Genomic DNA, 26392 nt, shown 5'->3' with positions numbered 1-26392 from the left:
AAATAGGGTAAAATATGGATATAAGCAGATTAGTGAGGGATGAGAAATGCAAGGCCTGGGTGAAAAAGAAATTAAGTTCAGCAAATTATAGACAAACACCTGGTTGATTTACTGGATTATAGCACGATTATGTTAAATCTAAAAATATAAAAAACCGTTGCTTTTCGGCAACGGTTTTTTGCGTGGGATTTGGTGCGGACAAGAGGACTTGAACCTCCACGGGCGTAAGCCCACTAGAACCTGAATCTAGCGCGTCTGCCAATTCCGCCATGTCCGCAGGCACTGGTCGGGGCGACAGGATTCGAACCTGCGGCCTCCACATCCCGAATGTGGCGCGCTACCAAACTGCGCTACGCCCCGCAGACAAAGGTTATTATAGCAAAGGCGGTGGCAGAAGTCAATACCTTAATCAGGAACAAGCAGCATAGGTTAAAAATTTTAGAAAATAGAAAAGAAAAGACGATTCATTAGCCACATTTTTATAAAAACAAGAAATAAGAATAAAGGCCGGTGAGTCTGAGGCTTAACCTGTCTAATTTTTTTATGGCATGCTTTTTGCAAGTAAACGATATCACTGAAAAGCAATCATCATGGGAGGAGGTTTTGGCTTTATGGCGGATAATCATTTTTTCATCCGCAAGCTCCATTCCCTTCTGGGGGTGATTCCAGTTGGTTTGTTCCTGCTGGAGCATTTGTTTACCAATTCCTTTGCCCTGAAAGGGGCACAAGCCTTTAATGAAAAGGTGGAGTTTTTTCAGAGTATTCCTTATCTTATCTTCATTGAGTTACTCCTGATTTTTTTGCCGCTTCTGTTCCATGGTATTTACGGGACCTGGATTGTTCTGACGGGAGAGAGCAATGTTTTTCAATACCGGTATTATCGTAACTGGTTTTACTGGATTCAGCGGCTTTCCGGTATCATCACTTTAATTTTTGTCATCTGGCATGTCTGGAATACCCGTTTGCAAACCCTGTTCTTTGGCACTGAAATGAGTTTTGAGTTTATGCATAATTTGCTTTCCAATCCAGTTAATGCTGTTCTTTATGCTATCGGGTTGATTGCTGCTACTTTCCATTTTGCCAATGGCATGTGGGCTTTTCTGGTTTCCTGGGGGATTACCATTGGGCCTAAAGCTCAGAGAACCAGTACTATCATCTGGAGCATATTCTTTATCGTTATTACTGCTGTAGGCTTGAATGCGCTGTTCGGCTTTATCAGAGGCTAAAGGGGTGAGAAGGAAGATGGCGGAAAAGAAGATTATCGTTGTTGGTGGCGGCCTGGCCGGCCTGATGGCTACCATTAAGGCAGCAGAGGCTGGCTTCAAGGTTGATCTTTTCTCTCTGGTACCGGTAAAACGCAGTCACTCCGTTTGTGCCCAGGGGGGGATTAATGGTGCCGTTAACACCAAGGGGGAAGGGGATTCTCCCTGGGAGCATTTTGATGATACCATTTATGGCGGGGACTTTCTGGCCAATCAACCACCGGTGCTGAAAATGTGTGAAGCGGCACCTGGAATTATCCATTTGATGGACCGGATGGGAGTAATGTTCAACCGCACACCGGAAGGACATCTGGATTTCCGGCGTTTTGGTGGTACCAAACACCATCGTACCGCTTTTGCTGGAGCGACCACCGGCCAGCAATTACTTTATGCCTGTGATGAACAGGTACGGCGCTGGGAAGCAGCTGGTCTGGTGCAAAAGTATGAGGGCTGGGATTTCCTTTCCATTGTGCTGGATGAGCAGGGGATTTGCCGGGGGATTACCGCCCAGAACCTGGCTAGCATGGAAATCAGGGCCTTCCGGGGTGAAGCGGTGATTATGGCCACCGGTGGCCCGGGCATGATCTTTGGCAAGAGTACCAACTCCACTATCAATACCGGCTGGGCGGCGGCGGCAGTTTACATGCAAGGCGCCTGCTATGCCAACGGGGAGTTTATTCAGATCCATCCTACTGCTATTCCAGGAGAGGATAAATTGCGTTTGATGTCCGAATCGGCCCGCGGTGAAGGCGGTCGGGTCTGGACTTACAAGGATGGTAAACCCTGGTATTTCCTGGAAGAAAAATATCCGGCCTATGGGAACCTGGTACCGCGGGATATCGCTACCCGGGAGATTTTCTATGTCTGTGTGGATTTGAAACTGGGGATAAATGGTCAGAACATGGTTTATCTGGATGTTTCCCATATAGATCCTAAAGTGCTGGACCGCAAGCTGGGCGGGATTCTGGAGATCTATGAAAAATTTGTTGGGGAAGATCCCCGCAAAGTGCCGATGAAGATATTCCCGGGTGTCCACTATTCCATGGGCGGGCTCTGGGTGGATTACAATCATATGACCAATATTCCCGGATTGTTTGCTGCCGGGGAATGTGACTACCAGTACCATGGTGCTAACCGCCTGGGTGCCAACTCCCTGCTTTCTGCCATTTATAGTGGCATGATAGTGGGACCGGCAGCAGTGGCCTATGCCAGCGGTTTGAGCAAGTCGGCCTTTGCTCTGGAGGAAAGGCTGTTTGAACAGGAGCGCAAACGGCAGGAGGAAAAGGTGGAAGCCATTTACCGGATGAATGGCAAGGAAAATCCCTATCTGCTTCATGAAGAGCTGGGTAAATGGATGACCGATAATGTCACGGTAGTGCGCTATAATGACCGGATGGAAAAAACCGATGCCAAAATTCAGGAATTGATGGAGCGCTACCAGAATATCAATCTGGCGGATACCGGCCGCTGGTCCAACCAGTGTGTGATGTTTGTGCGCCATCTCTGGGGTATGCTGCAGCTGGCCCGGGTGATTACCAGAGGGGCTATTGCCCGCAATGAAAGCCGGGGTGCCCATTATAAGCCGGAGTTTCCCAACCGGGATGATGAAAACTGGCTGAAGACCACCAAGGCCTTCTATACTCCCGCTGGGCCACGGCTGGAATATGAGCCGGTGGATGTCTCCCTGATCAAGCCCCGGCCGCGCAAATACGATGTGGATAAATCGGAGGTGAAGGCCTGATGGCTGAACAAAAATACATTCACCTGCGGGTACGGCGGCAGGAAAGTCCCCAGGCCAAACCCTACTGGGAAGAGTTTAAAATCCCGTATAAGCCCAATATGAATGTAATTTCCGCCTTGATGGAAATTCAAAAAAATCCCGTCAATGCCCAGGGGGAAAAAACTACGCCGGTAGTGTGGGAATGCAATTGTCTGGAAGAAGTTTGCGGGGCCTGTACAATGCTAATAAACGGGGTTCCCAGACAGGCTTGCTCGGCTTTGATTGACCAGTTACAACAGCCTGTTGAATTGAGACCTCTGACCAAGTTTCCCCTGATTCGCGATTTGATGGTAGACCGCAGCATCATGTTTGAAAATCTGAAAAAAGTCAAAGCATGGATTCCTATCGATGGTACCTATGATCTGGGGCCAGGGCCCAAACTGGCGGCCAAAACCCAGGAATGGGCCTATGAATTATCCCGCTGTATGACCTGTGGTTGCTGCATGGAAGCCTGTCCCCAGGTGAACAGCAAATCCAAATTCATCGGTCCGGCAGCTATCTCCCAGGTGCGCTTGTTCAACACTCATCCGACCGGGGAAATGAACAAGGAAGAGCGGTTGGAAGCCATTATGGGAGATGGGGGGATTACGGATTGTGGTAATTCCCAGAACTGTGTGCGGGTTTGTCCCAAACAGATTCCCCTGACTACCTCCATTGCGGATATGAATAAAGAAACGGTAAAATATGCCATTAAACGCTGGTTAAGAAAATAGCCAGTTTTTTGCCCTCGGTTAAACCGAGGGCTATTTTTTTAGCATAGATTTGCCCTGCTGGTATCATACTAATGCCGGAGGTGATTTATATGCGGATTGAACAACAGGGAATTGAGGTTACTCCGGACATTATCAAGGCGGGTGATCTGGTCCGGATTCAGTACAATGGCTTACTGGCCCGGTCGGGAGCTGACCAGGTGTACTTGCATGTGGGTTATGGGGATAAATGGGAATATGTTTGTGATTACCCCATGCAGAAAACGGCCAATGGCTGGCAGAAGGTGCTGTCAGTAGAACATCCCGGCAGCCTCAATTTCTGCTTCAAGGACAGTGCCAATAACTGGGATAACAATAATGGCCTCAACTGGTCAGTAGCTATCAACAACAATTTGCGAGCCTAATGGAGGTGAAGACGGTGCATCATATCGCCATTGAGGGCACAGGGCACCTGGTCAATGGTGTAGTAGCCGGGCCCCTGCCGGTAGCCCGCGGGGGTTCAGTGACCATTATCTACAATGGCCTCCTGGCCAATAGCGGTGCTAGCCAGGTATATTTGCATGCCGGCTATGGTCCGGACTGGCATGATTCCCTGGACATGCCTATGGTGCGGACTGCCCGGGGCTGGGAAAATACCATCCAGGTCCAGGATGTCCATGAATTGAATTTTTGCTTCCGGGATGCGGCCAATAACTGGGATAACAACAATGGCCACAATTGGCGGCTGGAAGTTATCTCCTGAGGAGGTGAAATGATGGTGGAAATGAAACACACCAATTTCCGCGATAGTGATCACCGCTTGAAGGAGATGGCAGAAAGCCAGCTACAGGGCGGTGTGACTGTGGATCCTACCCCGATTACGGCTGGTCAGGAAGTGACAATCCTGTATAACGGCCTGCTGGCTAAAAGCGGAGCCCAGCAAATCTACCTGCATGTAGGGTATGGTTCCAATGACAACTGGCAGATGGTAACCGACTATCCCATGTATTTTACCGGCCATGGCTGGGAAAAAACCATAACCGTGGCCGAAGGGACCAGGCTTAATTTCTGCTTCAAGGACAGTGCCAATAACTGGGATAATAACAATGGCAATAACTGGTCCTTTATTGTTCACAATGGGCGCATGGTGTAAACCATGCCCTTTTTTTATCATATTTTTCCGTCCCGCTGGATAAACTAATCAAGTAAATCCAGAACGAAAGGGGGATGACAGTGCGTATATTAATGTATTCCTGGGAGTTTCCGCCCAAAAGCGTAGGCGGTCTGGCCCGGCATGTGCATGATTTGACTCTGGCCACGGCCAAACAGGGCCATGAAATTCAGGTTGTCACCTGCGGGGGAGATAACCTGCCTGCCTATGAAAATATAGAGGGGGTGGAGGTTTATCGCGTCCAGCCATATCATTTGCGGGCTCCGGATTTTCGCACCTGGATTTTGCAGTTGAACCTGGCCATGCTGGAATTCACCATGACTTTGCGGGATAGCCAATCAGCCCCCTGGGATATTGTTCACTGCCATGACTGGTTAACTGCATATGTCAGCCGGGCGGTTAAACACGCTCAGAACATTCCACTGGTAGCTACCATTCATGCCACTGAATTCGGGCGCAACTGGGGGCTGCATGATGATAACCAGCGCTATATCAGTGATGTGGAGTGGTGGCTGACTTATGAAGCCTGGCGGGTGATTGTTTGCAGTCAATATATGCATAATGAGGTGAGATACATATTCTCTCTGCCGGAAGACAAAATCCGTATCATACCGAACGGCGTAAGGCCGGAGGATTTTCAAACCGAACCTGAACCGGATTTTCGCAATCGATATGCCCATCCTACCGAAAAAATCGTCTTTTTCGTAGGACGGCTGGTGCATGAAAAAGGGGCGCATGTCTTGCTGGATGCCATTCCGAAAATTCTCCATTACCATCCCCAGACCAAGTTCGTTATCGCCGGTCGAGGGCCGGCGGAAGGTTATTTGCGGCAAAAGGCCTGGGAGATGGGCGTGACAGAGAGAATTTATTTTACCGGTTATATCGATGATGTGACCCGTAATAAACTGTACCGTTCTGCTTCCGTTGCGGTTTTTCCCAGCCTGTATGAACCTTTTGGTATTGTGGCCCTGGAAGCTATGGCGGCCCGGACGCCAGTGGTAGTCAGTGATACCGGTGGACTGGGGGAAATTATTAAACATGGCGTAAATGGTTTGAAATGCTATGTAGGTTCTCCTGATTCCCTGGCCGATAATGTGCTGAAAATTCTCTGTGATCCGCCCTTTGCCCGGCAGGTGGAAGAAAGGGCCTACCGGGAGGTGCTGGAAATCTATAACTGGGACAAAATTGCCCGCACTACGGTAGCAGTTTATGAAGAAATTCTGGCAGAACAATAATAGAGAACGGAGGTCTGGCTATGAAAGCCATTATTATGGCGGGAGGGGAAGGTTCCCGACTGAGACCATTAACCTGTGACCGGCCCAAACCTCTGACGCCTTTACTGAACCGGCCGGTGATGGAACACATTGTCAATCTCCTGAAAAAACATGGCATCCGTCAGATTGGGGTTACCTTGCAGTATCTGCCGGAGGCCATTATGGAATATTTTGGCGATGGCAGTGACTGGGGGGTGGAAATGCGCTATTTTCTGGAGGAAACTCCCCTGGGCACTGCTGGCAGTGTCAAAAATGCAGAAGAATTTTTGGATGAACCTTTTATTGTTATCAGTGGTGATGCGCTGACGGATTTTGACCTGAGCCGGGCCATTGAGTTTCATCGGCAAAAGGGTGCCTGGGCAACCCTGGTTTTGACCCGGGTCCAGACACCTCTGGAATACGGGGTAGTGATGACTGATAAAAATGGCAGTATCTATCGTTTCCTGGAAAAACCCAGCTGGAGTGAGGTTTTCAGTGATACGGTCAATACCGGGATCTATATCCTGGAACCCCGGGTATTGCAATATATTCCGGCAGGTCAGCAGTTTGATTTCAGTAAAGATCTCTTTCCCCGCTTGCTGGCGGAAGGGAGACCGCTCTTCGGCTGTATCCTGGCGGGGTACTGGTGTGATATCGGCAATTTGCAACAATATGCAGAAGCCCATTATGCCGTGCTGGCCGGTGGGGTGCAGCTGGAACTGGGCGGTCAACAGGTAGCTCCGGGGGTCTGGGCTGAGGCAGGGGCAAAAATCCATCCCCGGGCCTATCTGGAAGGGCCGGCTTTTATCGGAGCGGATACCGTTATTGATGCGGAGGCCTATGTGGGGCCTTTTACGGTGATTGGCCGCAATTGTCATCTCGGCAGCAAAGCCAGCCTTAAACGGGCTGTTCTCTGGGAAGGGGTAAATATAGGTGCCGGAGCAGAAATCCGCGGGGCTATCCTCTGCCGTCAGGTCAAGGTGGGTCAGGGGAGCCGGATTTATCAAGGTGCGGTGATCGGAGATGGTACGGTACTGGGCGAACGGGTTTATGTAGATGCCGGGGTAAAAATCTGGCCCCAGAAACGGGTGGAAAGCGGAGCCCGCCTGCGGGAAAACCTGGTTTGGGGAGAACGCCAGCCCCGTACGCTCTTCGGGCGCGAGGGGATTGTGGGAGAAATTAACCGGGAACTGACTCCGGAACAGGCGGTGAAAGTGGCGGCTGCTTTTGCCACTCTATTCCAGCCGGAAACTGCCCTGTTAGTCAGCACTGACCATTCTCCGGCGGCAGCAATGCTGAAACATGCTGTTCTGGCGGGATTGCTGGGAGCAGGGATGGTGGTCTGGGATGCCGGCATTCTGACCGGTGGTGCCAGCCGCTACTTGATTCGCAGTCTGGCTGCCAGTGGCGGGGTGCATATTCAGGGCAGCGGGCAGGGCAACCGGGCCCGGGTTTTGCTCCTCAATCAGCAGGGAGCCAGCTTAACTCCGGCAGAAGAACGCAAGGTGGAAAATCTGCTGGGACGGGAAGGGATGCGGCGCACAGCTGCCGGACATCTGGGGCGGGTTATGCCTTTGCCCAGTGGACTGGATGAATATACCGGCTTTTTGCTCAATTTCCGTCCGCGGGGACAAAATTATCAATGGCGAATTGGGGTAGGGGCCCTGACTCCGGCTCTGGCCCAGATTTTACCCCGGATCTTTCAGGATACCGGTTTTCGTCTCATCTATCTCCAGGACGGGGAACAGCAGCTGGAACAGCTGATCAGTCTGGTACAAACAGAAAGATTGGACCTGGGGCTCTGGTTTGGGGAAGAAGGGGAACGCTTATCCCTGGTTCTGCCCGGGGGAATGTATTTGGCTCCCGCTCAGGTTCAGATACTGAAAACCTGGCTCTATGCCCAAAGGAAAGAGCAAGCTGTTATTCCCTATCCTGTTCACTGGCCCCAGGCCCTGGCCCGCCGCCTGCAAGAGCGGGGGGCGGTGATTCAGCCGGTCAAGACTAATCCCGGCCTGATTCAGAATCAGTGGGCGCAGGATGAAGAGGGGTTCTACCTGCTGGCCGATGATCTCTATACCCTGCTGGTTCTGCTCAGGCAGGCGGAAGAGCAAGGGCTGGAAAGGCTGTTACAGGAGCTGCCTGACTTTAACTGGGTTGCTAAATCCACAGCCTGTCCCTGGGAAGCCAAGGGCCTGGTCATGCGTCGCTTGATGGAAGAATTGCAGGATCGGGAGTTGGAGTTGCTGGATGGCATCAAGCTCTGGGACAATGGCGCCTGGGCCCTGGTTTTGCCCGATTCGGAGGAACCCGTTTGCCGTATTTATGCGGAAGGACCTGACATGGAAATAGCAGAAAGCTTGACTGAGCAGTTGCTGCAAAAAATTACGGAAATCCAGAAAGAAAGCGAGGGTGTCGGTTAAACCGACGCCCTCGCTTTTTGAGGAGGAGCTTCCCAGGCATAAATGCGGTAATTGAGCCAGGGGAAAAGATTGTTATTAATTTCCAGTTCTTGAAGCCAGTGGAGATCCAGCTGGTTTTGCAACAATTGTTCATAAAGTCTGGTGAAATTATGGATATGATTTTTGGTACGTCTGATGGCATAATTCACCATGGTGCCTGTTTTCATAATAAAGGCCCAGTCACTGGCCTGAGCCAGTAAGAGTTCACGAGCGGCCTGGTTGAGGGCCCGTTCCTGTTCTGCCGTAGGATTAGTAAACCGGCGGGCCAATTCGGTCATCCGTTCGGCGGCTTTGTGTAAATGCCGATAAATCCAGTCATTACTGCCTTCCAGCCACACTTCATGGTATCCTTTATGGCCCCAGGAAGAGATGCAGGGTTCGGTAACCTGATTACGGGGATATTCGGCCAGATAGTCAGAAGGGGTAGCAGTTTTCAGGATTTTGGAATCATAATGGATTTTACGCAAGAGAAAATCCAGGAACTGAGGCCCTTCAAACCACCAGTGACCGAACAATTCCGCATCATAGGGAGCTACCACAATGGGTTTACGGTCCATCAGGGACGCCAGGTATTCAACCTGGCGTTCCCGGTTGAACATGAAGTTGCCGGCGTGGATGGCTGCCTTTTCTGTAGCCCACTCGGGCACATAGGGTTCTTTCCATTCGCTCTTCTTGCCCGTAATCCGGTAATATTTGATGCCGGTATGTAAGCGGATACCGGAGGGGTGAATATAGTCCTTGATATAGTCATAATCCAAATCATAACCGATGTCCCGGTAGAATTCCCGGTAATCGAAATCGCCGGGATAACCTTCATCGGCACTCCAGACCTGTTTGGAAGATTCCACATCCCGTCCGAAAGCTGCTACCCCGGCGGGAGTGACAATGGGAGCATAGACCCCGTAACGGGGTCGGGTGGAAGCAAACAATACACCATGGGTATCCAGGAAAAAGTATCTAATGCCGAATTCCGCCAGAAATTCATCATCTCCGGGATGATAGGCACACTCTGGCAACCACATCCCCTGGGGTTGACTGCCAAACACCCGCCAGTGGTTTTCTACGGCCAGAGCCACCTGGGCCCGTACAGCCTGACGGGTCAAACCATTTAAAGGGAAATAGGCATGGGTAGCACCACAGGTGATCAATTCCAATCGTCCGGCTTCCTGTAAGCGACGATAGCCGGTTAATAAATTACCGGCATATTTTTCAAAGAAATAATAAAAACACTGGTTAACCAGATAATGATACATCTGAGCCAGGCGATGGAAACGAGGATCGCCATAGGTACGGTCCAGTTCTTTGTAGATAAGCTCTCTTAATTTGCTTAAATAAACATAATACCTTTCTTGCAACAGAGGATCCAGGAGCATGGAGGTCAGGGTGGGGCTGAAAGACATGGTCAGCCGAAAATCCACCCCATCCTCCACCAGTTTTTCAAATTTGGCCAGTAAAGGTATATAAGTTTCAGTGATGCCTTCAAACAGCCAGCGTTCTTCCAGAGCATCAGGATCTTCCGGATGCCGGACATAGGGTAAATGGGCATGTAACACTAAAGCCAAATAGCCTTTAGGCATGTTTTTCACCTGCTTTCCAGAAACCGGGAGAAGTTCCCCAGCCTGAAGCTGTACCGGCTTTAATTTCCGGCCCTACGCCCAGAGGGGGCCAGTCGGGATCCCAGCGGCCGGAGGCTTCTGCCCGCGGGGTCAGGGCGGGATTGGAGGTAAGCCAGGGTACAAACTGCCCCTGTTCCAGATGCCCCAGCTGGGCGACATATGTGGAGTTAGCGGCCGGAACCCGCAGGTAATAATTGTTGGCCATGGGATGTACCGGATAATCAAAATGGGGGCCGTTCAAGCCCCCGCGATAAAGGCGAATAAACCGGGGCAAATCAGGCGGCCCGATAGGATGGCGCAGGTCCCAGTAGGCAAACAGCCACCAGGGATCCCGGGTTAACAGGACCAGACGGTTCTCCTCATACATCTGGGGCAATTGTGAAATGGACATAGGAGCCAATCATCCTTTCTTTCTGCGGTAATTGTTGATATAAAGGCAGCAAGGGGGGCCAGTTCTCATCAATCAGAGCTGAAAAATAAGCTCTGGGTGTAACTACTTCATTGCTAACCAGCAAGCAATAAAAGAGTTGATTGTTGAGCAATCGCCCTAACTCCACCTTATATCTGGCATCGGGGCGGGCCAGATGGAAATAAAAACTGGTCACAAAACTGGTCAGGTTTTTACAATTTTCCAGCAGCCATTGCCCGGTAGTTTCATCATATCGATAAAGACGAAGCTGGGTTATGCCGCTTTTCAGGGCTGGTAATTCCGCCTCCAGGCTTTCCAGGTAAACCGGATCCAGCTGCCAGTAGACAAAAATAGTTTCCGGGTCGCGGGCCACAGCTACTAGCCGATTATCTCCCTGGTAATAGGTGGGCAAATCTGTTACAATTTCTTTGACCGGGAAGGCTGGGGCCAGTTCACTGGCGAACTCCTGGTCCTGCCGTTCAGGTTTGGGCGCTGGCCTGGGCCAGGTGGGGATGAAAAGATAATACAAAAGAGCCACTAGAGCCAGCAGGCCGGTGAAAAAAATCAACCAATCGATGGTAGTCACCCCGCATCCTCCTTTGCTGCAAATTTGCCATTCTTAAGCTTTATTTAGTATTGCCCCGCTCAAAGTCCATTATGTCTGCAGTCAGGAGGAAGCTGAAGGAAGGGATAGTAAGATGAAAAATTACTGGCAGGAAATGTTTAACCAACAAATATTATGGCTGTTTTTTTTAATTATATTGCAGCTTATCAGCAAAAAAAGAATAAAATTTTTTCCCACTCAGGGTTTCAGGGCTAAACTGGGAATGATTGCGGTATTAAGCGGTTTACTCATTGGCCAGGGGATGCTCTGGCTGGCTCCCTATTTTCCTCGCCAGCAATCAGTGGAACAACTGGGATTGAGTACAAACTGGTACTGGCCGGCACTGGCTTTGATTGGCCTGGGACCACTGGTGGAAGAAATTTTCTTTCGCGGTCTGCTGGGCAATTTTTTGCTATACCGGTTCTCATTCTGGCCGGCAGCCTGTGGGAATGGGCTGATTTTTGCCGCTTTTCATGGTGGTGGCTGGTTGCTTTTGCCTTTTACCCTGGCTGGGATGGTCCTGTTCTGGCTTTTTTACAGGGAAAGGGCGATTTTTTACCCCTGGTTGGCGCACACTTCGTGGAATTTGCTGGTATTTTTCGCTTACTGGCAATAATTGCAGGGTCAAAGGTTGTCTTTTTGGGATGAATAAACATAAAATTTTATTGATTTTTGTGCACGGCAGATGTATAATTATAAAACGTACAGAATAAATACAAGGCTTTGGAGGACTGATAACATGGTATTTTACAAAAAGCTGGCTTCCATGTTGCTTGCAGCCAGCCTGGTGCTGACTCTGGCCGGTTGTGGCGGCGGACAGGCTACCCAGGAGAAAAAACAAGGAAATGAAGGTGGCAAGCAGAAAATTGTTGTCGGTACTGATGCAGCTTATGCTCCATTCGAATATGTAGAAGAAGGTACTGGCAAAATCGTCGGTTTCGATGCCGAATTAATGCAGGCCATTGGTGAAGCCGTTGGTCTGGAAGTGGAAATGAAAAACATAGGCTGGGATGGCCTGATTCCCGGGTTAAAGAGTGGTAGTGTTGATGCCGTCATTTCAGCTATGACCATTACCGAGGAAAGAGCCAAGGAAGTTTCCTTCTCTGACTCTTACTTCAAGGCTGTTCAGTATATTGCCATTAGGGAAGGGGCTCCTTACAGCAAGCCTGAAGACCTGGTAGGTAAGAAAATCGGGGTTCAGCTCAATACCACCGGTCATTTTGCTGCTGAAAAAATTCCCGGTGTGAACAAGGCTGATATCCGTACTTTTGATACTACCCCGGCCGCTTTGACTGAGCTGGTTAATGGCGGGGTTGAGGCTGTAGTGGCTGATAGCCCGGTGGTGCTGGAGTTCATCAAAAAGAACCCCAATGCTAAAGTGACTTACTTTGACCCCAAATTTCCGCAGGAAGACAACTATGGTATTGCGGTTAAAAAGGAAAACACCGAGCTGTTGAACAAAATCAACGAAGGTTTGAAGAAGGTAAAAGAAAGCGGCAAATATGACGAACTGTATAAAAAATACTTTGGCGTTTAAAAATAAATAAAAAGCAGGGATTTCCCTGCTTTTTTCATCGATGGAGGAAAAAGTATGCTGGATTTGGATTTTGGCATTGCCCTGCGTAACCTGCCGGTTTTGCTGCAGGGCACCTGGTTGACGCTGGAATTGACCATTGTTTCAGTGTTCCTCGGCACTTTCCTGGGCCTGTTCCTGGCCCTCTGTCGCCTGTCTCACTGGCGGGTCCTGTCCTGGGGAGCTGCTGCCTATGTGGACTTTTTCCGCGGAACTCCTTTGCTGGTACAGATCTTGATCATCCATTACGGTATACCCCAGCTGGTCCAGGGAACTTCCTGGGAATATGTTCCTAATCCTTTTCTTTCCGGTATTCTTGCCTTTACCCTCAATAGCGGTGCCTATGTGGCGGAAATCTTCCGGGCCGGTATTCAGTCTATTGATAAAGGGCAAATGGAAGCAGCCCGCTCCCTGGGCATGTCCTATGGCCAGGCAATGCGTTTTGTTATCCTTCCTCAGGCTTTTAAACGGGTAATTCCGCCATTGGGCAATGAATTTATAGCTTTGCTCAAGGACTCATCCCTGGTTTCCGTCATCGCTTTGCCGGAATTGATGATGCAGGCCAAGAACGTAGCTGGCCGGGAATACAAGTTCTTTGAAATCTATATTGCAGCTGCTGTGATCTATCTTATCATGACCATGACCATTTCCCGGTGGGTGGCCTATATGGAAAGGAGGTTGAGGGTCAGTGATCGTCATTAAAAACCTCTATAAACGCTTCGGTGACCTGGAAGTGTTAAAGGACATCAACCTCCATGTCCGGGAGGGGGAAGTGGTGGTGGTTATCGGTCCTTCCGGTTCCGGCAAAAGCACCATGTTGCGTTGTATCAATAAACTGGAAGAAGCTACTGCTGGTGAAATTATCGTGGACAATATTCCCCTGACCTCCAAGGCCAACATCAATGCCATTCGCCAGGAAGTGGGCATGGTTTTTCAGCGCTTCAATCTTTTTCCCCATATGACCGCTTTGCAGAACATTACCCTGGCGCCCATTCAGGTTCGGAAGCAGAGTAAGGCAGAAGCGGAAAAAATCGCCCGGGAACTGCTGGCTAAAGTCGGCCTTTCCGACAAAGCCGATTCCTATCCGGACCAGCTTTCCGGCGGTCAGCAGCAGCGGGTGGCGATTGCCCGGGCCCTGGCCATGCGGCCCAAAGTAATGCTTTTTGATGAGCCCACTTCTGCGCTTGACCCGGAGATGGTGGGTGAGGTACTGAACGTAATGAAGGATCTGGCCCGGGAAGGGATGACCATGGTGGTGGTTACCCATGAAATGGGGTTTGCCCGGGAAGTGGGTGACCGGGTCATCTTTATGGATGAAGGGCGGATAGTGGAAGAAGGAACCCCGGAACAGATTTTCCAGAACCCCCAGCAGGAACGGACTCGCTCTTTTCTCAGCAAAGTTCTGTAAGAAAAATTTTCTACTTTCTGTTTTAAATTAGCAGGATTTTTTAACAGGCAAACAGAAAATATTATACTTACAGACGAGAAAGGAGTGACTGTTATGAAGTTTGTTGTACGGGGGAAAAACATTGAAGTAACGGACGCACTCAGAGATTATGTGGAAAAGCGGATTGGTAAGCTGGAGAAATATCTGGGTGAAATAACCAATGTGCAGGTAACTCTGGTAGTGGAAAAGAACATGCATCGGGTAGAAGTGACCATTCCCGTTGAAGGTATGATTATCCGCGGCGAGGAAGCCAGCAACGATATGTATGCTTCTATCGACCTGGTAGTGGAAAAACTGGAACGTCAGGTCCAAAAATATCGCGCCCGCCTCAGCAAAAAGCTGCGCAACCTGGCTTCCCTGGAGCCAGTTGCAGCTGATGTGGAGACAGCCGATATTGATGACAGTGTGGTCAAGACCAAACGCTTTGCGGTCAAACCGATGCCTGTCGAGGAAGCCATTTTGCAAATGAATCTGGTAGGTCATTCCTTCTACGTTTTCCGTAATGCAGATACCAATGAGGTGAATGTGGTTTACCGGCGGCGCGATGGCAAATATGGTCTGATCGAACCTGAATTTTAAAGTTTTGGCAGTAAGGAAATAGGCCGGTCCACAGGGACTGGCCTTTTTTAAAAAAGTTGTATTTTTTGAATTAACAAGCAGGAAAAATTGAAATTTTGTAGAAAATATTACACTAATCGAGAGTGAGCGAGAATACCAGGAGAGGACGGATGATAGAAAATGGGTGTAACTCCGGAAATGATCAGAGAATTTGAAGCTATTATTCGCCAGATAAAGGATGTAGTTTCTGCTAAAATAGTTTCCAATGAATACGGTGAAGTTCAGGAAGTCCATGTTCTGGCCAAGCAAAACCGCAGCCCCAAGCAACTGGTACGGGATATAGAATCGGCGGTGATGGCCCAGTTTGGCGTGGCCCTGGACCACAAGAAAATTTCCGTAGCTCAAATGGCTAATGAAGAAGAGATTCCCGTCACCGAGGTTCGCCCCAAACTGATACGGGCTGAGCTGTTTACTGAAGGGGTACAAGCCAAGGCGGAAGTGGAACTTCAGCTCGGTGATGATACCATGTTTGGTCGAGCCCAGGGCCCGGGAGCCTATAACAATAAACTGCGCCTGGTGGCTCAGGCCACTCTGGATGCGCTGGAGCGCTATCTGCGCGGCAATTGCACCTTCGCTGTGGATGATGTAGCCATCATTCACCTGGGACGCAAGCAAGCCGCAGTGGTAGCTGTAACCCTGGTTACCCCGGAAGAGGAAGAGGCCTTGATTGGTTCCGCCTACGTCCGGGTTGATGAGTGGGAGACTGTGGTAAAGGCTACCCTCAATGCCGTAAACCGGCGTCTGTCATTGCTGGTTAAACCCTAAACAGGGCCATTCGTCTCCTTGATGGGAGACATGGCATAAATGAGAGTGAGAGGAGCGGTCACCTAAAATAAAAAAACAGAAGGAGGTGTACCGCGATGCAAAAAGTACTGAAAGTTGTATTGGCTCTGATCGCTGTTGTACTGGTAGGTGGGGCTAGTACTCGGTGGGTTTAACTATTTAACTGAGGTGAGCATATGTATTCGTCTATGAAAGCGAAGATGCTAAATATATATATTTTTTTGGTTGATATAGCTGCGGTAATATTATTAGCATACGCAATTACACATACAAATTTTGAAAAAAATAGTCTATTCGATATAGTATTATTTGCTTTGGTCTATTGGATTATTGAAATGTTTCCTGTTTTTTTGCCAAGAGGTGCAAGTATTACAGTTGGAATCGCTTTAAATGTTGCAATTTTATATTTTTTTAATCCTCCCGCAGCAATTCTTTCCGTTTTCATAGGCGAATGTCTAAACAGTTTTACAATCAAAAATAAAAACATTTTTAAAATTCTATTTAACATTGGACAGTTTATAATATCAATTAGTTTAGCTGCTTTTGCAAAATTGTTCTTCATAAATTTATGGAGTTTAGTGCCTGCAACTATAATTAGCGCGATTATTTTTGTTGTATTGAATATTTTTTTAGTATCAATAGCATTGGCAATGGCCCAAAACTTGAAACTATATGATATTTGGATGATAAATTATAAATGGGTTGTTCCAAATTTTCTTGCCCTTACCCCAATGGGTATTTTAATGGCCAAAATATATGAAGCATGGGGGGCACTAGGCATATTAATGTTCATCCTGCCCCTCATGCTGGCCCGCCATTCCTTCAAACTCTACATGGACACCCGGCAAATGTACCTGGACACAGTCCAGGCCCTGGTTACCGCTATTGAGGCCAAGGATCTCTATACCAAAGGACATTCCGAGCGAGTAGCTGAATTCGCAGTGGAAACCGCCCGAGAACTGGATTGGCCGGAACATAAAATTGAGACTTTGCGCTATATGGCTTTGCTCCATGATATTGACAAAATTGCCATTCCTGATGTTATCCTTAACAAAAGTACCCGTCTTAGCCCCCAGGAATATAATCGCATCAAGGACCATGCCCTAGTTGGGGCTGAGATTCTAAAGCAGGTCAAAAATCTGGGAGATGCTTATCTTATGGTCCGTTACCACCATGAACGCATGGATGGATCCGGCTATCCTGATGGACTACGTGGTGAAGAAATTCCCATGGGGGCCCGGATTATTGCGGTGGCAGATTGCTTTGATGCCATGACGTCTAACCGGGTCTATCGGGCTGGACGATCTCCCCGGGAGGCCATTCAGGAACTGCAAAAATGCGGTGGTGCTGAACTGGACAGCCAGGTGGTTCAGGCATTTGTGCAGGCCTGGGAAAAGCGGTTAGCCCCGAAGTGGGAAAAACAAATATTAACGGAAATAGAAACCGGTGCAGCCAGGGGTGAAATAGCAGCAGCACAAGCGGAAGAATAGACATTTACATAAATTGAGATGCGGTACATAGAAAGCCTTACAGTGGAGTGAGCTAAATGCGAAACAAGGAGAGTAAGGCTATATGCAATCAGGCAGAAAGCCGTCCCAAACCAACGGGAAGGGCTTTTTTCTATGGTTTCTGTTGTCGAAAAATAGAGAAAAAATAATTATTATGTTGTTTAGTTTTATAATAATTTTTATACTTTCGTTAAAATGGCAAACCAGCATAACACAAGGGATGATGCTTCTTAGTTTTTATCTAATTCCTCTCGCACTGGCTGGCTATGCCTATTACAGCTACCGGCGCATGAAAGTTCAGTTGCTGCAGACCCTGGAAGTACTGGCATCTATAACCGAGCGCACAGTAGACGGCAAGGAAGGCCATAACCAGCGGGTCGCCCAACTGGCGGACTGGCTGGCTTTACAAAAGGGAATGACAGAACCGGAGCGCAAAAAGCTACGGAGGGCTGCTCTCTACCACGATATCGGTAAACTGGTTCTAAGAGGCGATGAGCTGGATCAGGATGCGCATGCGCTGGCTGGCCAGCGCATACTGGAGCGCATTCCTTTTCTGGTTGATGTCAGCCGCTGGGTAGGGATGCACCATCTGCGCTATGATGGGGCTAACTGTTACTTTGGTTTACAGGGAGAGAAAATTGAATTAGCTGCACGCATCTTGCATGTAGCTGATTTTGTTGATACATTGTTAGTTCAGGGTAAGAACAGAGAGGAAATTAAACAAATCCTCGCCTCGGAGAAAGGCAAGCTGATTGACCCCGAACTGGTGGACCTGATTATTTCCGGGTGGTGGAGGGAGGAATAAAAGTGTTCTGGATGGCACTGGTGGCTGCCTTGATTTTTGGCTGGCTGCGCCGGGGCAGCCTGGCCAGACTGGGTGAACTGGAATTACGGGGATTGATGCTGGTGGTGATTGCCTTCGCCCTGCAATTTCTGCTGGATATTCTGGCCCGGGCCCGATTTTATCCCGTTATTCTCTGGGGGGGCTGGGTCCATGTGGTCAGTTATTTTTTTCTTTTCTACTGGCTCTATCTTAACCGGCATTTGATTGGGGTCAGAATACTGGGGCTGGGCTTGTTTCTTAACTTCCTGGTGATTCTGTTTAATGGTGGCTATATGCCGGTCAGTGGCCGCTTTTTACCGGCCCATGTCAAAGAGAGGCTGGCCCTCTATGAAGATGGTACCCACCGTCTGTTACAGGTAGATGATGCCCTGCCTTTTCTGGGAGACATTTTCTATATTCCCGGATTGAATGAAGTTTTCAGCATTGGTGATGTCTTGCTGGCGGTAGGGCTTTTCTGGATTATTGCTGAAGGAATGGTGGGCAATGGCCGGAAAAAAAGCAGCTGAAAGTTGCGCCAATCCTGAGGTAATGATAAAATTATATATTGCAAGAGTTCAGGCAAAAGGGACCCTTGTGGGTTCCTTCGTTATTATAAGGGGGCAAACGGAGTGGTATTAAATTTTTTAAAAAACTTACTAGACGATAATGCCAGAGAGATTAAGAAATTGCGCAAAGTGGTGGATGTAATTAACGGTTTGGAGCCGGAAATGGAAAAACTGTCTGATCAAGAACTGGCGGCCAGGACTGGTGAATTTAAACAACGGCTGGCCAGTGGGGCCAGTCTGGATGACCTTTTACCAGAGGCTTTTGCGGTTGTTCGCGAAGCGTCCAAACGGGTTCTGGGGATGCGCCATTTTGATGTGCAGCTTATCGGCGGTATGGTATTGCATCAAGGGAAGATTGCGGAGATGCGAACCGGGGAAGGAAAAACCCTGGTTGCTACTTTACCTGCCTATCTCAATGCCCTGGAGGGCAAGGGGGTTCATGTAGTCACTGTAAACGACTATCTGGCCAGGCGGGACTCGGAATGGATGGGTCAGGTTTATCGTTTCCTGGGATTGGAAGTTGGCTTGATTGTTCACGGCCTGGATTATGCGGAACGGAAGCGAGCCTATGCTGCTGATATTACTTATGGTACCAATAATGAATTCGGTTTTGACTATCTAAGGGATAATATGGTTATGCACGCTGACCATATGGTACAGCGGCCCTTGAATTATGCCATTGTGGATGAGGTGGACTCCATTTTGATAGATGAGGCCAGGACGCCCCTGATCATTTCCGGAGCCGGGGACAAGGCAACTGACCTCTACTATGTTTTTGCCCGCATTGCCGAAAAGCTGGTGGAAAATGAAGACTATACCGTAGATGAAAAGGCTCATACTATTGCCATGACGGAAAAAGGCATCGAGAAAGTAGAGAAAATGCTGGGAGTGGATAACCTCTACGAAGATGACCATACGGAGTTAACCCACCACCTGCACAATGCCGTCAAGGCCAAGGCCTTGATGAAGCGGGACCGGGATTATGTGGTAAAAGATGGGGAAGTCATCATCGTGGATGAATTTACCGGGCGCCTGATGTTTGGCCGCCGCTACAGTGATGGCCTGCACCAGGCCATTGAGGCCAAGGAAGGGGTAAAAATAGAGCGAGAAAGCCAGACACTGGCTACCATTACCTTCCAGAACTATTTCCGCATGTACAAAAAGCTGGCGGGTATGACCGGTACAGCGGCAACGGAAGAAATGGAATTCCGCAAGATCTACAACCTGGATGTAGTGGTCATACCCACCAACCGGCCCAACCGCCGGGTGGATTTGCCGGATTTGATTTTTAAAACTGAAAAGGCCAAATACAAGGCTGTTGTTGAGGAAATAGTGGAACGCCACCGTACCGGACAGCCAGTTCTGGTTGGTACTACTTCCATTGAAAAATCGGAAATGCTGAGTGAGATGCTGCGCAAGCGCGGAGTACCGCATCAGGTGCTGAATGCCAAATACCATGAAAAAGAGGCAGAGATAGTAGCTCAGGCCGGTCGTTTGGGGGCGGTAACGATTGCAACCAATATGGCTGGTCGGGGTACCGACATTTTGCTGGGGGGTAACCCGGAGTTTCTGGCTAAACAGCGCCTGCGGCAAATGGGTTATGATGAAAGAATCGTCCATCTGGCAGCGGAAAAGGTGCCGCCCAATATTCCCGAAGTGCTGGAGGCCAGAGAGCATTTCTTAAGGCTGTATGAGGAAGCCAAACGGGAAACCGATGCCGAACAGGAAAAGGTAGTGGCGTTAGGTGGCCTGCATATTATCGGGACAGAAAGGCATGAGAGCCGCCGAATCGATAACCAGCTGCGGGGACGGGCTGGCCGGCAGGGAGACCCGGGGAGCAGCCGCTTTTATCTGTCTCTGGAAGATGACTTAATGCGTAAATTCGGTTCAGATAATATAGCTGGCTTAATGGACAAGCTGGGGATGGAAGAAGATGTACCTATCGAACATCCTCTGGTCACCCGTTCCCTGGAAACAGCACAGAAGCGGGTGGAAGCCCGTAACTTCGAAATTCGTAAACACGTGCTGGAATATGATGATGTTATGAACCAGCAGCGGGAAGTGATTTATGAACAGCGGCGCCGGGTGCTGTTCGGGGAAAACCTGCGGGAAACAGTGCTGGGCATGGTGGAGGACCTGATCGACCGGGCCCTGGATATCTACTGCAATGCCGGTGTCCATCCGGAAGAGTGGGATCTGGCCGGGTTGTTACGCTACAGTGAGCAATTCTATCTGCCAGAGCATAATCTGACTGTGGAAGCTCTGCAGGATGTTGGGCGGGAAGAAATCCGCCGCCAGCTGCTGGAAGCGGCCCTGGCTTATTATGAAAACAAGGAAAAGGCATTGGGCCAGGAGACCATGCGGGAGCTGGAACGCATTATCATGCTGCGGGTTGTAGACGAAAAATGGATGGACCACTTAGATGCCATGGACCAGCTGCGCCAGGGCATTGGTCTCAGAGCCTATGGTCAAAAAGACCCGCTGGTTGAGTACAAGTTTGAAGGCTATGAAATGTTCCAGAACATGATTGAAAGCATTAAAGAAGATGTGGTCCGCTATGTTTATCGCCTTACCGTGGTAGAGGAACCGGAGGAACGCCAGGATGTCCAGGAAAATCTCTACCAGGACCAGCCCAAAGCACCGGTAAGAGGTGAAAAGACAGTAGGCCGCAATGATCCCTGCCCCTGTGGCAGTGGCAAGAAATATAAACGCTGCTGTGGAAGGAGTGCATAACATGCTGGGTGACTGGAAGCGCCCACTGGAAGAATTGCAGGAAAGACTGGAAGAAATGAGGGTTTCTCTTTGACCTGGCTGGTAAAGAAGCTCGTTTGAAGGAACTGGAACCGAAAACAATGGCTCCGGATTTCTGGGACCAGCCGGAGGAAGCGCAAAAACTGATGCAACAGATTACTTCCTTACAGGAACAAATTCGGGAATTCCAGGACTTATACCGGGAATGGGAAGATGCCTGGACCCTCTACCAGCTGGCAACGGAAGAAGACCTGGAAGAGATGGAGGCAGAAGTAGCCCAGGCTGTCCGGCAGCTGACCCGGGCGGTGGAAAAGAAAGAGCTGGAGGTTTTGCTCTCCGGACCCTATGATCAGAATGATGCTCTGCTCAGTCTGCATGCCGGTGCCGGTGGTACAGAGGCCCAGGACTGGTGTCAGATGCTGCTCAGGATGTATACCCGCTGGGCCGAAAACCGGGGATATAAAGTGGAGGTTTTGGATTTATTGCCGGGAGATGAAGCGGGTATCAAAAGTGCTACCCTGGAAATCAGTGGCCCTCATGCTTATGGTTATCTAAAGGCAGAAAAAGGGGTGCACCGCCTGGTGCGCATCTCCCCCTTTGATGCCTCCGGGCGCAGGCATACCTCTTTCGCTTCTGTGGATGTCATACCGGAAGTGGAAGATGAAGTTGAGGTTGAAATTAACCCTGAGGATCTGCGCATCGATACTTACCGGTCCGGGGGAGCGGGGGGACAGCATGTCAATAAAACCGACTCGGCTGTGCGAATTACCCATATTCCTACTGGCATCGTGGTACAGTGCCAGAGCGAGCGCAGTCAGATCAGCAACCGCACCAAGGCAATGAAAATGCTAAAGGCCAAACTCCTGGACCTGAAACTGAAGGAACAGGAAGCCAAACTGGCAGCCTTACGGGGAGAGCAACAGGATATCGCCTGGGGGAGTCAGATTCGTTCCTATGTTTTTCAACCCTATCGTCTGGTTAAAGATCATCGAACCAATGTGGAAATCGGCAATGTTGAGGCAGTAATGGATGGAGAAATCGATGAATTTATCAGTGCTTATCTTATTCAACAGGCCCGCCAGCGCAAGGAATAGAGAGAGGGGAAAGGGGAAAGTGCATTTCCCCTTTCCTTTTGGGGGATAACATTAAATGAGGTGATAACTTGACAACCTGGAGAAAAAGCAAATTCATATTGCAATCCCTTGGCACCCTGCTGGGCTCTCTGATCACTGCTGCCGGGATAGTCTGGTTTTTGGCCCCCAACCAGATTGCAGCCGGAGGTGTGAGCGGGATCGCCATTATCCTCAATAAGCTGTTTGGTTTTCCGGTTGGCCGCTCGATGCTGGCCATGGAAATTCCCCTGTTTATTGCCAGTACGCTGGCTCTGGGCTGGGGTTTTGCAGCTCGCACATTCCTGGGTGCCCTTACCCTGCCTATTTTTGTTGATTTGCTTACTCCCTATCTTCAGCCGGCAACCAGCAATTTGCTTCTGGCCAGCCTTTATGGCGGAGTGGTAACCGGGGCGGGGATTGGTCTGGTTTTTCGCAGCAAGGGCAGTACCGGTGGTACCGATGAACTGGCGGCCTTATTACATAAATTTGTAGGTTTACCGCTGGGGCAGATTCTGTTGTTTATTGATGGGCTGGTTATCCTGGGGGCGACCCTGGTTTTTGGGGTAGAAAAAGCCCTTTATGCGCTGATTACGGTTTTTGTGGCAGCCCGGGTAATTGATCTGGTCCAGGAAGGAATAATCTCGGCGAAAGCAGCTTTTATTATTTCAGATCATAGTGAGGAAATTGCCTGCAACATTATGACCCGCCTGGACAGGGGCGTAACTTCTCTGGCTGGTAAAGGAGCCTATACGGGCATCAGTCGGCATGTCCTTTTATCTGTTGTCAGTCAATCCGAGGTCAGCCGGCTGAAAGAGGTGGTCTATGAAACCGACCCGCAGGCATTTGTGATTGTTACAGATGTACACGAAGTTCTGGGCGAAGGATTTAAAAAATTCAACTAATGGAGGGCTTTGCATGATGACAATGGTAGAGGCAGATGTCAGGTTGATAGCGGAAAAAGCCAAAGAAATGCGCCGTCAAATAATCCGTATGATCGGAGCGGCCCAGTCCGGACACCCCGGCGGCTCCCTTTCGGCTGCGGATATCGTGGCTACCCTTTATTTCCATGAAATGCGGGTAGACCCGGCCCAACCTCACTGGCCAGAACGAGACAGGTTTGTACTGTGTAAAGGCCACGCTGCCCCGGTTCTCTATGCGGCTCTAGCGGAAAAGGGCTTCTTCCCCAAAGAAGAGCTGTTAACCCTGCGTCGCATTAATTCCCGCTTACAGGGTCACCCTGATATGAAAAAACTGCCCGGAGTAGAAATGTCTACTGGCTCTCTGGGACAGGGACTTTCAGTCAGCGTAGGCATGGCTCTGGCGGCAAGACTGGATCAGGTTGCCTGGCGGGTCTATGCCCTGCTAGGTGACGGAGAAATCCAGGAAGGACAGGTCTGGGAAGCGGCCATGGCTGCTGCTCATTACAAGCTGGATAATTTGTGCGCTATTCTGGACTATAACGGTCTGCAGATAGATGGGCCCTGCTGCGAAGTGATGAATTCCGAACCAGTTGCCGAGAAGTGGCGGGCTTTTGGCTGGCACGTCCTGGAGATTGATGGCCATGATATTACGGCCATAATCGGGGCCCTGGCTCAGGCCCGGCAGACCAAGGGGCAGCCGACAATTATCATAGCCAGAACCATTAAGGGTAAAGGGGTTTCCTTCATGGAAAAACAGGTGGGCTGGCATGGTACTGCTCCCAAACCGGAACAAGTTGAAGCAGCACTGGCTGAATTGGCTTGATGAGGAGGAAGACAGATGAGTAAAATTGCAACGAGAGAAGCTTATGGGAAAGCGCTGGCCCAGCTGGGAGCCCAGAATCCTGCGGTAGTGGTCCTGGACGCTGATTTGTCTAAATCCACCAAGACAGCAGACTTTGCCAAAGTGTTTCCGGAACGTTTTTTCAATGTTGGTATAGCTGAACAAAATCTCATGGGTATTGCCGCCGGTCTGGCCGCTGCCGGAAAAATTCCTTTTGCCAGTACTTTCGCTATGTTTGCTACCGGCAGAGCCTTTGAACAGATTCGTAACTCCATCGCCTATCCCAGGCTGAATGTTAAGATTGCCGCTACTCATGCAGGGATCACCGTTGGCGAGGACGGGGGTTCCCACCAGACGGTGGAGGACATAGCCCTGATGCGGGTATTACCAGGAATGACAGTGATTGTACCTGCTGATGGCATAGAAGCGGAGCAGGCAGTATTTGCAGCTGCTGTCCATCAGGGCCCGGTTTATCTCCGCTTTGGCCGCTCGGCAGTACCTCAGGTCAATGCGGATAACTATCGCTTTGAAATCGGCAAAATCTATGAACTGCGCCCAGGTCGGGATGTAACCATTTTTGCCTGTGGTATCATGGTAGCCGAAGCCCTGAATGCTGCGGAAAACCTGGCAGCTGACGGTATTGAGGCCCAGGTCATCAATGTGCCCACCATTAAGCCGCTGGATGCTGAGGCTGTGGTTCAGGCTGCCCGGTTGACAGGAGCGGTAGTAACTGCAGAAGAGCACAGTATCATTGGTGGTCTGGGCAGCGCTATTACCGAGACCCTGGCTGAGCATTATCCTGTCCTGGTGGAAAGGGTAGGGATTAAAGATACTTTTGGCGAGTCGGGACAACCGGCCGAACTTCTGCAAAAATATGGTTTGACTGCAGAAGCTATAAGAGCAGCAGTATTCCGGGTGTTGAAACGGAGGGAAGGAAAATAAAAAGAATTCGCTGGGGTATCCTGGGCATGGCCCGTATTGCCAGGGAAAAATTCATTCCTGCTTTGCACGTTACTGAGGATGGTGAACTTCTGGCAGTTGCTAGCTCCAGTCAACAAGGGCAGGCACAGGCCCGGCAGCTGGGCAGTAAGCGGGTATATTCCAGTTATGAGGAACTACTGCAGGACCCCGAAATAGATGCAGTCTATATACCCCTGCCTAACGCTCTGCATAAAGAGTGGGTAATTCGGGCCGCAGCAGCGAAAAAACATATCCTGTGTGAAAAACCCCTGGCTTTGACAGCTGCTGATGCCGAGGAGATGGTTTCAGTCTGTAAACGGAATGGGGTTTTTCTGGCAGAGGCTTTTATGTATCGCTACCATCCGCAGCTTCAGAGGGTAAAGATGCTTCTGGCCCAGGGTGTGATTGGAGAGGTCAAATACTTTCGCGCTGGTTTCAGCTATCTTATGAATTGGGAAAAGAAAAATATCCGTTTAGATCCACAATTGGGCGGAGGCTGTCTGTTTGATATCGGTTGCTATTGTCTCGATGCCTTGAATTTCCTACTCGGGATGAAACCTGAGGAGATTTATGCTACTGGAGTCTTTCACCCTGAGTACAAAATAGACATAGCAGCGGCTGTCAATTTGAAGCTGGAAAAGGGTATTCTAGCCCAATTACAATTCAGCTTTCAACAGCCCTTTAGCGATTATTGTGAGATTTTCGGCGAACGGGGAACGATCACGTTACCCCGGGCCTTTCGCCCCGATAAAGCCGGCGGCCAGGGTATCATCCTGTTCACTGATGCCGGGGGCAAACAACAAGAGGAAGTCTATCAAGGCGATCCCTATCTGTTGCAGCTACAGGTTTATCATGCTAACTTGCGAACAGAGGACAATGACGGGGCTGCAATGTCCCGGCTGATCGAACAGGCTCGCTTACTGGAAGCCTGCTTTGCTTCTCTACAACAGGAACAGGTGGTTCACTTATAAAAAAGGCTCTTCCTGCTATGCAGGAGGAGCCTTTTCAGCTTAGAGGGAGAGTAAATTCCACCAGCGTCCGGCCAGGATGGCTATCTATCCGGATTTGACCGCCATGAGCATTTATCAGCTGGCGACAGATGGTGAGTCCCAGACCGGTACCGTATTCTTTGGTGGTATAGAAAGGGTCAAAAATGCGCTCCTGCAAGTCAGGAGGAATACCAGGACCGTTGTCTCTTACCCGCACTATAACCTGTGGACCGTTCCGAACAGTTTCCAGAAGCACTT

The 26392-nt window shown here is 49.7% G+C and carries 27 protein-coding genes and 2 tRNA genes; 23 read left to right on the top strand and 6 right to left on the bottom strand.

Annotated features, from left to right (window positions below):
• Positions 1–190: 190 nt before the first annotated feature.
• Both B5D20_RS02550 and B5D20_RS02545 read right to left on the bottom strand, forming a co-directional pair.
• Positions 191–277 (bottom strand) — tRNA-Leu (locus B5D20_RS02550).
• A gap of 6 nt (positions 278–283) precedes the next feature.
• A tRNA-Pro gene (locus tag B5D20_RS02545) sits at positions 284–360 on the bottom strand.
• Between the two features lie 251 nt (positions 361–611).
• Between B5D20_RS02545 and B5D20_RS02540 the strand changes: the two genes are divergently transcribed.
• The 8 genes from B5D20_RS02540 (at position 612) to B5D20_RS02505 (ending at position 8575) form a co-directional block, all read left to right on the top strand.
• Positions 612–1226: a succinate dehydrogenase cytochrome b558 subunit gene (locus B5D20_RS02540; protein ID WP_078664665.1), complete on the top strand. Its 615-nt coding sequence runs from the start codon at positions 612–614 to the stop codon at positions 1224–1226.
• Between the two features lie 16 nt (positions 1227–1242).
• Complete coding sequence (gene sdhA, locus B5D20_RS02535) at positions 1243–3003, top strand: succinate dehydrogenase flavoprotein subunit (RefSeq protein WP_078664664.1); 1761 nt, start codon at positions 1243–1245, stop codon at positions 3001–3003.
• Positions 3003–3755 carry a succinate dehydrogenase iron-sulfur subunit gene (gene sdhB / locus B5D20_RS02530; protein ID WP_078664663.1) on the top strand — a complete coding sequence of 251 codons (753 nt, stop codon included), beginning with the start codon at positions 3003–3005 and terminating at the stop codon, positions 3753–3755. Before sdhA ends, sdhB begins: the two co-directional genes overlap by 1 nt.
• 89 nt (positions 3756–3844) lie before the next feature.
• Positions 3845–4156: a carbohydrate-binding protein gene (locus tag B5D20_RS02525; RefSeq protein ID WP_107753860.1), complete on the top strand. Its 312-nt coding sequence runs from the start codon at positions 3845–3847 to the stop codon at positions 4154–4156.
• Positions 4157–4170: 14 nt separating this feature from the next.
• Entirely contained in the window at positions 4171–4494 is a 324-nt protein-coding gene (locus B5D20_RS02520) for a carbohydrate-binding protein (protein ID WP_242946644.1), read from the top strand.
• Between the two features lie 12 nt (positions 4495–4506).
• Positions 4507–4884, top strand: a complete 378-nt coding sequence (locus B5D20_RS02515) for a carbohydrate-binding protein (protein WP_242946645.1) — start codon at positions 4507–4509, stop codon at positions 4882–4884.
• A gap of 80 nt (positions 4885–4964) precedes the next feature.
• A complete protein-coding gene (locus B5D20_RS02510; RefSeq protein WP_174182997.1) occupies positions 4965–6137 on the top strand; it encodes a glycosyltransferase family 4 protein in 1173 nt (390 codons plus the stop codon).
• 20 nt (positions 6138–6157) lie between these two features.
• A complete protein-coding gene (locus tag B5D20_RS02505) occupies positions 6158–8575 on the top strand; it encodes a sugar phosphate nucleotidyltransferase (protein WP_078664659.1) in 2418 nt (805 codons plus the stop codon).
• On the opposite strand, the gene B5D20_RS02500 is transcribed toward B5D20_RS02505, so the two are convergent.
• From B5D20_RS02500 to B5D20_RS02490, 3 genes are read right to left on the bottom strand one after another with little or no spacing between them, the layout of a single operon-like run.
• Entirely contained in the window at positions 8572–10191 is a 1620-nt protein-coding gene (locus B5D20_RS02500) for a glycoside hydrolase family 57 protein (protein WP_078664658.1), read from the bottom strand. The genes B5D20_RS02505 and B5D20_RS02500 overlap by 4 nt on opposite strands.
• Entirely contained in the window at positions 10184–10621 is a 438-nt protein-coding gene (locus B5D20_RS02495; RefSeq protein WP_078664657.1) for a DUF4912 domain-containing protein, read from the bottom strand. Before B5D20_RS02495 ends, B5D20_RS02500 begins: the two co-directional genes overlap by 8 nt.
• On the bottom strand, positions 10590–11225 hold the full coding sequence (locus tag B5D20_RS02490; RefSeq protein WP_159071935.1) for a DUF4912 domain-containing protein: 636 nt from the start codon (positions 11223–11225) through the stop codon (positions 10590–10592). Before B5D20_RS02490 ends, B5D20_RS02495 begins: the two co-directional genes overlap by 32 nt.
• A 112-nt stretch (positions 11226–11337) precedes the next feature.
• Between B5D20_RS02490 and B5D20_RS02485 the strand changes: the two genes are divergently transcribed.
• From B5D20_RS02485 to B5D20_RS02415, 15 genes are all read left to right on the top strand, one after another.
• Entirely contained in the window at positions 11338–11859 is a 522-nt protein-coding gene (locus B5D20_RS02485; protein ID WP_078664655.1) for a CPBP family intramembrane glutamic endopeptidase, read from the top strand.
• 123 nt (positions 11860–11982) lie between these two features.
• Complete coding sequence (locus B5D20_RS02480) at positions 11983–12780, top strand: basic amino acid ABC transporter substrate-binding protein (RefSeq protein ID WP_078664654.1); 798 nt, start codon at positions 11983–11985, stop codon at positions 12778–12780.
• Between the two features lie 57 nt (positions 12781–12837).
• Positions 12838–13518: an amino acid ABC transporter permease gene (locus B5D20_RS02475; RefSeq protein ID WP_078664757.1), complete on the top strand. Its 681-nt coding sequence runs from the start codon at positions 12838–12840 to the stop codon at positions 13516–13518.
• On the top strand, positions 13505–14224 hold the full coding sequence (locus B5D20_RS02470) for an amino acid ABC transporter ATP-binding protein (RefSeq protein ID WP_078664653.1): 720 nt from the start codon (positions 13505–13507) through the stop codon (positions 14222–14224). The genes B5D20_RS02475 and B5D20_RS02470 overlap by 14 nt, the downstream gene beginning before the upstream one ends.
• 93 nt (positions 14225–14317) lie before the next feature.
• The gene (gene hpf, locus B5D20_RS02465) at positions 14318–14842 is read left to right on the top strand and encodes a ribosome hibernation-promoting factor, HPF/YfiA family (RefSeq protein WP_078664652.1); all 525 of its coding nucleotides are present in this window, start codon (positions 14318–14320) and stop codon (positions 14840–14842) included.
• Between the two features lie 159 nt (positions 14843–15001).
• Positions 15002–15646 (top strand): hypothetical protein, encoded by a 645-nt coding sequence (locus tag B5D20_RS02460; protein WP_078664651.1) that lies wholly within the window; start codon positions 15002–15004, stop codon positions 15644–15646.
• A gap of 194 nt (positions 15647–15840) precedes the next feature.
• Positions 15841–17154, top strand: a complete 1314-nt coding sequence (locus B5D20_RS14240; RefSeq protein WP_078664650.1) for an HD-GYP domain-containing protein — start codon at positions 15841–15843, stop codon at positions 17152–17154.
• A gap of 241 nt (positions 17155–17395) precedes the next feature.
• Positions 17396–17977 carry an HD-GYP domain-containing protein gene (locus B5D20_RS02450; protein WP_159071933.1) on the top strand — a complete coding sequence of 194 codons (582 nt, stop codon included), beginning with the start codon at positions 17396–17398 and terminating at the stop codon, positions 17975–17977.
• A gap of 11 nt (positions 17978–17988) precedes the next feature.
• Positions 17989–18522 carry a DUF5317 domain-containing protein gene (locus B5D20_RS02445; protein ID WP_242952034.1) on the top strand — a complete coding sequence of 178 codons (534 nt, stop codon included), beginning with the start codon at positions 17989–17991 and terminating at the stop codon, positions 18520–18522.
• A gap of 102 nt (positions 18523–18624) precedes the next feature.
• Positions 18625–21294, top strand: coding sequence for a preprotein translocase subunit SecA (gene secA / locus B5D20_RS02440; RefSeq protein WP_078664647.1), 2670 nt, complete (start codon positions 18625–18627; stop codon positions 21292–21294).
• Position 21295: 1 nt separating this feature from the next.
• Positions 21296–22406, top strand: a protein-coding gene (gene prfB, locus B5D20_RS02435; RefSeq protein ID WP_177592992.1) for a peptide chain release factor 2 whose coding sequence is annotated in 2 segments (ribosomal slippage) — positions 21296–21364 and positions 21366–22406 — 1110 coding nt in all. Because the reading frame shifts where the segments join, the coding sequence is not laid out codon by codon here.
• A gap of 68 nt (positions 22407–22474) precedes the next feature.
• On the top strand, positions 22475–23326 hold the full coding sequence (locus B5D20_RS02430; protein WP_078664646.1) for a YitT family protein: 852 nt from the start codon (positions 22475–22477) through the stop codon (positions 23324–23326).
• Between the two features lie 22 nt (positions 23327–23348).
• A complete protein-coding gene (locus tag B5D20_RS02425) occupies positions 23349–24167 on the top strand; it encodes a transketolase (protein ID WP_078664756.1) in 819 nt (272 codons plus the stop codon).
• Positions 24168–24182: 15 nt separating this feature from the next.
• Positions 24183–25127, top strand: coding sequence for a transketolase family protein (locus B5D20_RS02420; RefSeq protein WP_078664645.1), 945 nt, complete (start codon positions 24183–24185; stop codon positions 25125–25127).
• The gene (locus B5D20_RS02415; RefSeq protein ID WP_341429542.1) at positions 25058–26116 is read left to right on the top strand and encodes a Gfo/Idh/MocA family protein; all 1059 of its coding nucleotides are present in this window, start codon (positions 25058–25060) and stop codon (positions 26114–26116) included. The genes B5D20_RS02420 and B5D20_RS02415 overlap by 70 nt, the downstream gene beginning before the upstream one ends.
• 34 nt (positions 26117–26150) lie before the next feature.
• Here the strand turns inward: B5D20_RS02415 and B5D20_RS02410 are convergent.
• Positions 26151–26392 (bottom strand): sensor histidine kinase (locus B5D20_RS02410; protein ID WP_143311778.1); only part of this gene is annotated, 242 nt, incomplete at its 5' end.

The organism is Carboxydocella sporoproducens DSM 16521, assembly GCF_900167165.1.
Classification (GTDB): domain Bacteria; phylum Bacillota.
The sequence above is the reverse complement of the archived record's forward strand: the minus strand, read 5'-3'. Positions and strand labels throughout refer to the sequence as shown.

Excerpts from the sequence above, each read along its gene's own strand:
- B5D20_RS02540 (WP_078664665.1), top strand. The coding sequence starts at position 612 with ATGGCGGATAATCATTTTTTCATCCGCAAGCTCCATTCCCTTCTGGGG.
- sdhA (WP_078664664.1), top strand. The coding sequence starts at position 1,243 with ATGGCGGAAAAGAAGATTATCGTTGTTGGTGGCGGCCTGGCCGGCCTG.
- sdhB (WP_078664663.1), top strand. The coding sequence starts at position 3,003 with ATGGCTGAACAAAAATACATTCACCTGCGGGTACGGCGGCAGGAAAGT.
- B5D20_RS02525 (WP_107753860.1), top strand. The coding sequence starts at position 3,845 with ATGCGGATTGAACAACAGGGAATTGAGGTTACTCCGGACATTATCAAG.
- B5D20_RS02515 (WP_242946645.1), top strand. The coding sequence starts at position 4,507 with ATGGTGGAAATGAAACACACCAATTTCCGCGATAGTGATCACCGCTTG.
- B5D20_RS02505 (WP_078664659.1), top strand. The coding sequence starts at position 6,158 with ATGAAAGCCATTATTATGGCGGGAGGGGAAGGTTCCCGACTGAGACCA.
- B5D20_RS02500 (WP_078664658.1), bottom strand. The coding sequence starts at position 10,191 with ATGCCTAAAGGCTATTTGGCTTTAGTGTTACATGCCCATTTACCCTAT.
- B5D20_RS02495 (WP_078664657.1), bottom strand. The coding sequence starts at position 10,621 with ATGTCCATTTCACAATTGCCCCAGATGTATGAGGAGAACCGTCTGGTC.
- B5D20_RS02485 (WP_078664655.1), top strand. The coding sequence starts at position 11,338 with ATGAAAAATTACTGGCAGGAAATGTTTAACCAACAAATATTATGGCTG.
- B5D20_RS02480 (WP_078664654.1), top strand. The coding sequence starts at position 11,983 with ATGGTATTTTACAAAAAGCTGGCTTCCATGTTGCTTGCAGCCAGCCTG.
- hpf (WP_078664652.1), top strand. The coding sequence starts at position 14,318 with ATGAAGTTTGTTGTACGGGGGAAAAACATTGAAGTAACGGACGCACTC.
- B5D20_RS02460 (WP_078664651.1), top strand. The coding sequence starts at position 15,002 with ATGGGTGTAACTCCGGAAATGATCAGAGAATTTGAAGCTATTATTCGC.
- B5D20_RS14240 (WP_078664650.1), top strand. The coding sequence starts at position 15,841 with ATGTATTCGTCTATGAAAGCGAAGATGCTAAATATATATATTTTTTTG.
- B5D20_RS02450 (WP_159071933.1), top strand. The coding sequence starts at position 17,396 with ATGCTTCTTAGTTTTTATCTAATTCCTCTCGCACTGGCTGGCTATGCC.
- B5D20_RS02445 (WP_242952034.1), top strand. The coding sequence starts at position 17,989 with ATGGCACTGGTGGCTGCCTTGATTTTTGGCTGGCTGCGCCGGGGCAGC.
- B5D20_RS02425 (WP_078664756.1), top strand. The coding sequence starts at position 23,349 with ATGGTAGAGGCAGATGTCAGGTTGATAGCGGAAAAAGCCAAAGAAATG.
- B5D20_RS02420 (WP_078664645.1), top strand. The coding sequence starts at position 24,183 with ATGAGTAAAATTGCAACGAGAGAAGCTTATGGGAAAGCGCTGGCCCAG.